Raw genomic sequence first — 9,626 nt, forward strand, 5'->3', positions numbered from 1 at the left:
GGGGGATGCCGGCCCCGCCCCGCGGCCGGCGGCCGAACCCGTGGTACAGGCCGCGGCGAACGTCGCTCCGGCGCGGGAGGCCGAGGGGGGCGCGGCGCGGGAGGCCGAAGCGGGCCAGCCGTCGGCCGGCCACCCGACAGGGTAAAAGATCCACGTCGGGCCTCCTCCCCGTCCCAGCGTCCCCGTCCCGTCCCCGCCGGCGGTCGCGCCCGGCATCATCGGCCGGCGAAGTATCCCAGCGCGGCCCGTAAAGACGGTTTCATGCCCGGTTGGCCACATCGGGCTCCGGGCTTTTAGCGATCACGGCGAATCCCGGGCACACGTGGCACACTCAGGAGTGCGCCTGGCCGGGACAGCCCCGTCACGGTGGCGCGTCCGGACAACGTCGTCCGCCTCACGGAGAATCCCTGAAGACGGACAGGACCCGCCGGATGCCGATCGCACAAGGCTTGTACGACCCCACATTCGAGCACGACGCCTGCGGGGTCGGTTTCGTCGTGGATGTCCGTGGTCGACGCAGTCATGAACTGATCGAACAGGGCCTCACCGTGCTGCGCAACCTCGACCATCGGGGCGCTTCCGGTTGCGACCCGGACACCGGTGACGGCGCCGGCATCCTGTTGCAGGTGCCAGACGCCTTCCTGCGTGACGTTGTCGATTTCCCACTGCCGCCAGCCGGTCAGTACGCGGTGGGCACGGCCTTTCTGCCGCAGGTCGCCGGTGATCGCGACAACGCTGTCCGCGCGATCAGCCGTATCGTCCGCGGGGAGGGCCTGCGGGTGCTGGGCTGGCGTGAGGTGCCGGTGGTCAGCCACATCGTCGGCCGGGCTGCGGCCGAGGTTGAGCCGCGGATGCGGCAGATCTTCCTTGGCCTGCCCGCCGCGGCCGGTGCTCCCGGCGCCGCCGATGGGCCCATCGATCTGCTGGACCTTGAGCGGCGGGCGTTCTGCGTCCGCAAGCGGGCTCGCCGGGAAGCCGGTGTGTACTTCCCATCACTGTCGGCGCGTACCACCGTCTACAAGGGCATGCTCACCACCCACCAGCTTTCGGCCTACTTCCCCGATCTCGATGATCCGCGTTTTGCCAGCGCGATCGCTCTCGTGCACAGCAGGTTCTCAACCAACACCTTCCCGAGCTGGCCGCTGGCCCATCCCTACCGTTATGTCGCTCATAATGGAGAGATCAATACGGTACGTGGCAACCGTAACTGGATGCGGGCTCGCGAGGCGCTGCTGGCCAGCGATCTTATCCCCGGCGACCTGCGCCGGATCTTCCCCATCTGCGCGGACGGCGCGAGCGACTCGGCCAGTTTCGACGAGGTTCTGGAACTGCTCCACCTGGGCGGGCGCAGCCTCCCGCATGCCGTTCTTATGATGATCCCGGAGGCTTGGGAGAACCACGACGAGATCGACCCGGCTCGCCGGGCGTTCTACCGGTTCCACTCGGCGCTGATGGAGCCGTGGGACGGTCCGGCGTCCATTGCGTTCACCGATGGAACGGTCATCGGCGCGGTGCTCGATCGTAACGGATTGCGTCCGTCTCGTTACTGGGTAACCGATGACGGTCTGGTTGTCATGGCTTCCGAGGTCGGCGTCCTGGATCTTCCCGCGCACAGAGTGGTGCAGAAGGGCCGGCTCCAGCCGGGGAAGATGTTCCTGATCGACACCGCGCAGGGCCGGATCGTCGACGACGAGGAGATCAAGTCGGACCTGGCCGCCGCCGCGCCGTACGGGGAATGGCTGCACGCGGGCCTGATCGCCCTGGATGATCTACCCGAACGCGAGCACGTCGTCTACGGCCACTCCTCGGTCCGCCGGCGCCAGCAGGTCTTCGGTTACACCGAGGAGGAACTGCGCGTCATCATCGCGCCCATGGCCCGAGCCGGTGTCGAACCCATCGGCTCGATGGGCACCGACACGCCGGTCGCGGTGCTCTCCGGACGCCCGCGCCTGCTCTTCGACTACTTCAGCCAACTGTTCGCGCAGGTGACCAACCCTCCGTTGGACGCGATCCGGGAGGAGATGGTCACGAGCCTGGGCCGGACGCTCGGCCCTGAGGGCAATCTGCTGGCGCCGTCACCGGCGTCGTGCCGGCTGGTGCACCTGCCGTTCCCGGTTATCAGCAACACGGAGCTTGCCAAGATCGTTGGCATCAACGACGACGGTGACATGCCTGGGTTCGCGGCGGTGACTGTCCGTGGCCTCTACGATGTGGACGGCGGCGGCACGGCGCTCGCCGAGCGGCTCGACGAGATCTGCCGTGGCGTCAGCGAGGCGATCGCGGACGGTGCCCGCGTCGTCGTCCTGTCCGACCGCGATTCCGATCGGCACAAGGCGCCGATTCCCTCGCTGCTGCTCACCGCGGCCGTCCACCACCACCTCATCCGGGAGAAGACCCGGACCAAGGTCGGTCTCATCGTGGAGTGTGGTGACGCCCGCGAGGTCCACCATGTCGCCCTGCTTCTCGGATACGGTGCGGCCGCTGTCAACCCCTATCTGGCCTTCGAGTCGATCGACAACATCCTCGACGGCGGCGAGCTGGCCGGCATCACCCGTGAGCAGGCCCAGAAGAACCTCATCAAGGCGCTGGGCAAGGGCGTGCTCAAGGTGATGAGCAAGATGGGCATCTCCACCGTGGCCAGCTACACCGGAGCCCAGGTGTTCGAGGCGATCGGCCTGTCCCAGCAGCTGGTGGGCACCTACTTCACCGGGACGCCGTCCCGGCTGGACGGTGTGGGCATCGACGTCATCGCGGACGAGGTCGCGGCCCGTCACCACAAGGCGTACTCGGTGGTCTCCTCGGAGCTTGCCCACCGCAACCTGGACACCGGCGGTGAATACCAGTGGCGCCGCGAGGGTGAGGTGCACCTGTTCAACCCGGAGACGGTCTTCCTGCTCCAGCACGCCACGCGCAGCCGTCAGTACGAGGTGTTCAGGCAGTACACCGCCACCGTCGACGAGTTGTCGCGGCGCAGCGCCACCCTGCGCGGCTTGTTCTCGCTGCGCGAGGGACTGCGTCCGCCGGTTCCGATCGACCAGGTCGAGCCCGTGTCGGAGATCCTCAAGCGGTTCGCCACCGGTGCGATGTCCTACGGGTCCATCAGCGCCGAGGCGCACGAGACGCTGGCGATCGCGATGAACCGGATCGGGGCGAAGTCCAACACCGGCGAGGGCGGCGAGGACGCCGAACGGTTCACCCCGGACGCCAACGGCGACCTCCGCCGATCCTCGATCAAACAGGTCGCCAGCGGCCGCTTCGGCGTGACCAGCGAGTACCTCGCCAACGCCGACGACATCCAGATCAAGATGGCACAGGGCGCCAAGCCCGGTGAGGGCGGCCAGCTGCCCGGGCACAAGGTCTACCCGTGGATCGCGCGCACCAGGCACTCGACGGCGGGCGTGGGCCTGATCTCACCACCGCCGCACCACGACATCTATTCCATCGAGGATCTCGCCCAGCTCATCCACGACCTGAAGAACGCCAACCCGCGGGCCCGGGTGCACGTCAAGCTCGTCGCTGAGGTCGGTGTGGGCACGGTGGCCGCCGGAGTGTCCAAGGCCCACGCCGATGTCGTCCTGATCTCCGGGCATGACGGTGGTACCGGCGCATCCCCGCTGACCTCGCTCAAGCACGCCGGCGCCCCCTGGGAGCTGGGGCTGGCCGAGACTCAGCAGACGCTGCTGCTCAACGGCCTGCGCGACCGGATCGTCGTCCAGGTGGACGGCCAGCTCAAGACCGGTCGGGATGTCATCGTCAGCGCGCTGCTGGGCGCGGAGGAGTTCGGCTTCGCGACCGCGCCGCTGGTGGTCGCTGGGTGCGTGATGATGCGGGTGTGTCACCTCGACACCTGCCCGGTGGGCGTGGCGACCCAGAACCCGGAGCTGCGCGCCCGCTTCACCGGTAGGCCCGAGTTCGTGGAGACCTTCTTCACCTTCATCGCCGAGGAGGTGCGTGAGTACCTCGCGGCGTTGGGCTTTCGCTCGCTGCACGAGGCTGTCGGCCGCGTGGAGGTACTCGACGCGCGCGCCGCGGTCGACCACTGGAAGGCCGCCGGCCTTGACCTCACCCCGTTGCTGCACGCGCCGGAACGTCCCTTCGAGGGCTCCCTGCACTGCACGACCGCTCAAGACCATGGTCTGGACAAGGCCCTGGACAACTCCCTGATCCAGCTCTGCGAGGGGGCGCTGGAGGATGGCCGGCCCGTGTGGCTGGAGATGCCGATCCGTAATGTCAACCGGACGGTCGGCACCATGCTCGGTTTCGAAGTGACCAGGCGTTACGGCGCTGTGGGCCTTCCCGATGACACGATCTCGCTGCGGTTCACCGGTTCGGCCGGGCAGAGTTTCGGCGCGTTCGTGCCACGCGGGGTGACCCTCACCCTGGAGGGCGACGCCAACGACTACACCGGCAAGGGCCTGTCCGGTGGACGGATCATCGTCTTCCCGCCCAAGGAGGCGCCGTTGCGCGCCGAGGAGAACATCGTCGCCGGCAACGTGCTGCTCTACGGCGCCACGGCCGGCGAGGCGTTCTTCCGGGGCATCGTGGGGGAGCGCTTCTGCGTCCGTAACTCCGGCGCGACCGCCGTCGTCGAAGGCCTTGGCGATCATGGATGCGAGTACATGACCGGCGGCACCGTGGTCGTGCTCGGGCCCACGGGCCGTAACTTCGCGGCCGGGATGAGCGGTGGCGTGGCCTTTCTCCACAACCCGGTCCTGCGCCGGATCAACACCGAGATGGTCGACGTGGACCTGCTGGACGACGGCGACCGGGCGCTGCTGCTCACCCTGATCGCCCGGCACCGGCGGGAGACCGGGTCGACCGTGGCGGCGGGCCTGCTCGCGGACTGGGACTCCGAGCAGTCCTCCTTCGTCAAGATCATGCCTCGAGACTACAAGCGGGTGCTCGCCGCGATGCGCAAAGCCGAGGAGGACGGCCTGCCGGCCGAAGACTTGATCATGTCGTCGTCCCGTGTCTGACCGGCGTTGCGGCAGCGGTCCCGATAAGATCATTCGACAGGAGTGGCATGGCTGACCCGACCGGTTTCCTCAAGCACCACCGGGAGCTGCCGACGCGCCGGCCCGTCGATGTGCGCATCGCGGACTGGCACGAGGTCTACGAACCGTTCCCGGTCGAATCCCTGCGGCAGCAGGCGGCACGGTGCATGGACTGCGGCATTCCCTTCTGTCACAACGGCTGCCCGCTCGGGAACATCATCCCAGAATGGAACGACCTGGTGCGGCGCTCCGGCTGGGGCGAGGCGATCGAGCGGCTGCACGCGACCAACAACTTCCCGGAGTTCACCGGACGGCTGTGCCCGGCGCCGTGCGAGACCGCGTGCGTGCTGGGCATCTCCGATGATCCGGTGACCATCAAGCAGGTCGAGGTATCGATCATTGACCGGGCGTGGGCTGATGGCACGGTCCGGCCGGTCCTGCCGTCCGCCCGCACCGATCAGCGGGTCGCCGTGGTCGGGTCCGGCCCGGCGGGGCTCGCCGCGGCTCAGCAGCTCACCCGGGCTGGCCACAACGTCGTCGTGTATGAGCGAGCCGACCGTATCGGTGGGCTGCTGCGTTATGGCATTCCCGAGTTCAAGCTGGAAAAGCGGCTGCTGGACCGCCGCCTCGCGCAGATGCGAGCCGAGGGCACCGTGTTCATACCCTCGTGCAACGTGGGTGTGGACATCACCGCGGACGAACTGCGCGCGTCCTATGACGCGATCGTGCTTGCCGGTGGTTCGACGATCGGGCGTGACCTGAGCGTGCCCGGCCGGGAACTGGCCGGTATCCATCTCGCCATGGAGTACCTGGTTCCCGCGAACCGGGTACAGCAGGGCGACTGTACCGAATCGCCGATCAACGCGGCGGGCAAGCGGGTTGTCATCATCGGTGGTGGTGACACCGGCGCGGACTGCCTGGGTACCGCGCACCGCCAGGGCGCGGTGTCCGTGCACCAACTGGAGATCATGCCGCGGCCGCCACGGCTGCGTCCCGTGAGCAACCCATGGCCGACCTGGCCGGTCGTCTACCGGGTGTCGAGCGCGCACGAGGAGGGCGGGGAACGGCTCTTCGCCGTCTCCACCGAATGTTTTCTCGGTGATGACCTGGGTCAGGTCCGCGCGTTGCGCATGCACGAGGTCGCCATGGTCGACGGCCGCTTCGAGCGGGTGCCGGACACCGACGTCGAGCTGGCCTGCGACCTTGTGCTGCTGGCGATGGGTTTTACCGGGCCGGAACGGCCAGGCCTGCTGGAACAGCTCGGCGTCGCGTTCGACAGCCGTGGCAACGTTGCCCGGGACGCCGGCTGGGCGAGTTCGGTCGCGAAGGTGTTCGTTGCCGGAGACATCGGCCGGGGCCAGTCCCTGATCGTGTGGGCGATCGCGGAGGGCCGGGCTGCCGCCGCGGCGGTGGACCGTTATCTGCGTGGCAGCAGCGAGCTGCCCGAACCGGTCGTTCCGACCCGGAGATGATCGTCAGCGGCTGCGGCGCGGGCGGTAGGCTTCTCAGCGATACGCAGGGATCCCGCTGGAGGGCGACGAGGCCAGATGCTGGACAGACGGTTCATCCGGGAGAATCCCGACACCGTGCGGGCAGCCGCTCGGGTCAAGGGAGTCGACCTCGACGTCGATGGCATTCTGCTCCTCGACCGCTCCGTGCGGGCACTGCAGCATACGCTGGACACCGCCCAGCGTGAGCGCAGGGAGCTCGCCGGTGGGTTCAAAGCCGCGGGCGAGGCAGAGCGTGAGCGCCTGCGGGAACGTTCCGGCGTTCTCGACGAGCGGCTGCGCCAGACCCGGGAGGAGCTGGAGCGGGCCAGCGCACACCTGCGGGACCTGCTGCTGCGGACACCGAACATCCCGTGGAGCGGGGCGCCGGTCGGACCGGATGAGGCGGCGAACACCGTCATCCGGGTGTGGGGCGAGCGCCCGGCGTTCGACTTCACCCCCGTCGACCATGTCGAGCTGGCCGAGAAGCGTGGCTGGGCGGAGTTCGAACGGGCCCGTAGCGCCTCGGGGGAGCGGGCGTACGCGCTCGCCGGTGACCTCGTGCTGTTGGAGCGGGCCGTGCACTCCTACGCGCTGGACCTGCTGGCAAGCCGGGACTTCCGGCTGCTGTCGGTGCCGTCGCTGGTCAAGCGTGACGCGCTGGTCGGTACCGGTTTCCTGCCGGGGCACGGTGAGGAGATCTACCAGCTGCCCGGGGACGATCTCTATCTCGCTGGTACCGCCGAGGTCGCGCTGGTCGGTCTGCACTCCGGGGAGATGCTGTCCCTGCGTGACCTGCCGTTGCGCTATGCCGGGATCTCGCCGTGTTTCCGTCGGGAGGTCGGCAGCGCCGGGCGTGACGTCCGTGGGCTGCTGCGCGTGCACCAGTTCGAGAAGGTCGAACAGTTCGTGATCTGCGTGGCCGACGAGGCGGAGTCGGCCCGCTGGCACGCCGAGCTGCTCGGCACCGCTGAACACGTCCTGCAGTCCCTGGGCCTGGCCTACGAGGTGGTGGAGTGCGCCACCGGCGACATGGGCCTCGGCAAGTTCCGGATGAACGACATCAATACGTGGTTCCCGTCGCTGGAGCGCTTCCGGGAGACCCACAGCTGCTCGACCCTGCACGACTGGCAGGCCCGCCGGGCGAACATCCGTTACAAGGACGCTGACGGGCGGGTCCGGTTCGCCCACACGCTGAACAACACGGCGGTGGCAACACCTCGGCTACTGGCCGCAATCATGGAGAACTTCCAGACCGCTGATCATCATGTCCGCGTCCCCAAGGTGCTGCGGCCTTATCTCGGCGACCGCGAGATCATCTAAGAGCGTGTTTGAGATCGGGCTTTCGATCAGTGAGCCGCGTCCAGGCACCCCCTGGCAAGGCGGAAGGCCGAAGCGATACCGGATGAGTTGTATCGGTTTGGCCGACAACGCAGCCAGAGGGAGCCTGGGCGCGGCGAGCCGGAATGATGATCTCAAACGCGCTCTAAGAGTGCCCGGCAATAGGGGTGTGGTTCAAGGAGCGGGGCCGGGGTGCGTAGATCGCGAGGCGGAGGAGGAGGCGCCGGAGGTTGTGGGTGTCGACCGACGACAACGATGCGAGGTGTGTGCCCCGGCCCCGCGCGCCGCGTCTCCTGTTGCCGGTCGCTCTGAGCCCGGAGCAGCGGGCAGCTGTGGATGACGGTGGCCCGGGTGGATTCCCGCCCGCCCGCAGCGCATTGGGTCTGCGCGTGGCGCTCGCCCTGTTCGGGCTCCTGTTCTGCGTCGGCGCTTGCGCCTATTACGCGGTTTCCGATCGGCCGTTGCCCGCCGCCGTACTCGCTCTGATCGCCTTGACAGCGGTGGCCGACCTCGTTGTCATCATGCGGCGGATGCGCCGGGAACGGCGCTGAGAGCGTGTCCGAGGAATTTCCGAGAAGTGTCTGAGGAAGCCCAGCGACGCCCTTACCTGGACTTCCTCGAGCGTCCGGCTCAACCGCACTGTCCGCATCCGCGGGTCACGCCGTGTGCCGATGTTCGTGGACACGGTCGAGCGCCCCTGGGGAGGCTCGGACAGCATCCACACAGAACCAGGTCAAAGCGAGCCTGGTCGTGTCGGCCCGCGTACCTGCACACTTATCACGTCCAGTGACGGATCCCAGCCGGCGGCGGCGCGCGCACTGACCGGGGGGCGCTGTCGGCCGGTCGGCCGCGCAGTACCGGACGCGATACACGGAGGAACGCAGACGGCACACGATGATCCCACACGTCGCGAGCACTCCTGGCTGGCCCGCGCAGCGCTTGCGGGTCTGGTCTCTGGCTCGGACGCTGATCCTCAGCGACTACGACTACCTGGCCAGCTGGGCGACCAGCCTCGCGTTCGAGGTCCGCGCGGCGGCGCAGGCCCAGGCCATCCACGTTCACCGGTGGGTCTTCGCCGTCCCGCACGTCTTGTGCGACGACGGCGACACCATCCAGGCCCGGCCCCTGTTCACCGCCCCTTTTCAGCCCGGCGAGACCGAGACGATCAGCTGGATGAGCTGCGACGACGGTGACGGCATCGACTACGGCCGGGTCGAGTTCGCCCGCCGTCCCAACGACGAGTCCGTCTTCGACGAACCCGAGTACTTCGCCGTCCCGATGCACCCGCTGCCCCGCCACCCCGGCGCCGCCCTGCACCGCCTCCTCACCTCCGGCATCCCCGACCTCGCCTCGGCGCTTCCACAGCGACCCTGAACGTCACCCGGTCAAGATCTGCTGGCTCGCGTGGTAGACGGGCCGGTTGGCGAACTTTCCGACCCGCATCCGGGGCCGATGCGCCGAATCGGAGAGGGCATCGATCATCGTTTCCGCAGCTCAGATGCCCACGCGTGGCCGAGGTCAAATCTTCCCCGCCCGGGGAATGAGTCGCGCCTGGGCATGGGTCATCGTTACAACGCACCCCACCAGAGCACAGGCGATCTTCCGCCTGTGGTGCCGCGGAGCTGGGGGCGGGACGGCTCGGAAGGATCTTCGTTGACTCAGATGACTGGCACGTCCAGCGCCCCGGACCGGGCGACTGAGGTCCGTAACGCGCTGGTGGACAAGCTCTGCGTGACCGGCATGATCACCTCTCTGGAGGTGGAGCGGGCGTTTCGTGCCGTGCCGCGGCACCTGTTCGTTCCCG

At 68.3% G+C, this 9,626-nt stretch carries 5 protein-coding genes; all 5 read left to right on the forward strand.

From position 1 onward, the window contains the following. Positions 1-431: 431 nt before the first annotated feature. Positions 432-4,976, forward strand: a complete 4,545-nt coding sequence (gene gltB / locus MJ783_RS15280) for a glutamate synthase large subunit (RefSeq protein WP_239311111.1) — start codon at positions 432-434, stop codon at positions 4,974-4,976. Positions 4,977-5,023: 47 nt separating this feature from the next. After that, complete coding sequence (locus tag MJ783_RS15285) at positions 5,024-6,466, forward strand: glutamate synthase subunit beta (RefSeq protein ID WP_239311112.1); 1,443 nt, start codon at positions 5,024-5,026, stop codon at positions 6,464-6,466. A gap of 75 nt (positions 6,467-6,541) precedes the next feature. Beyond that, entirely contained in the window at positions 6,542-7,804 is a 1,263-nt protein-coding gene (serS, locus tag MJ783_RS15290; protein WP_239311113.1) for a serine--tRNA ligase, read from the forward strand. Positions 7,805-8,058: 254 nt separating this feature from the next. Beyond that, positions 8,059-8,373 (forward strand): DUF6343 family protein, encoded by a 315-nt coding sequence (locus MJ783_RS15295; RefSeq protein ID WP_239311114.1) that lies wholly within the window; start codon positions 8,059-8,061, stop codon positions 8,371-8,373. 343 nt (positions 8,374-8,716) lie between these two features. Continuing rightward, positions 8,717-9,196: a hypothetical protein gene (locus tag MJ783_RS15300; protein WP_239311115.1), complete on the forward strand. Its 480-nt coding sequence runs from the start codon at positions 8,717-8,719 to the stop codon at positions 9,194-9,196. Positions 9,197-9,626: the final 430 nt, after the last annotated feature.

The organism is Protofrankia sp. Cj3, from assembly GCF_917627355.1.
Classification (GTDB): domain Bacteria; phylum Actinomycetota; class Actinomycetes; order Frankiales; family Frankiaceae; genus Protofrankia.

Excerpts from the sequence above, each read along its gene's own strand:
- serS (WP_239311113.1), top strand. The coding sequence starts at position 6,542 with ATGCTGGACAGACGGTTCATCCGGGAGAATCCCGACACCGTGCGGGCA.
- MJ783_RS15285 (WP_239311112.1), top strand. The coding sequence starts at position 5,024 with ATGGCTGACCCGACCGGTTTCCTCAAGCACCACCGGGAGCTGCCGACG.
- gltB (WP_239311111.1), top strand. The coding sequence starts at position 432 with ATGCCGATCGCACAAGGCTTGTACGACCCCACATTCGAGCACGACGCC.
- MJ783_RS15300 (WP_239311115.1), top strand. The coding sequence starts at position 8,717 with ATGATCCCACACGTCGCGAGCACTCCTGGCTGGCCCGCGCAGCGCTTG.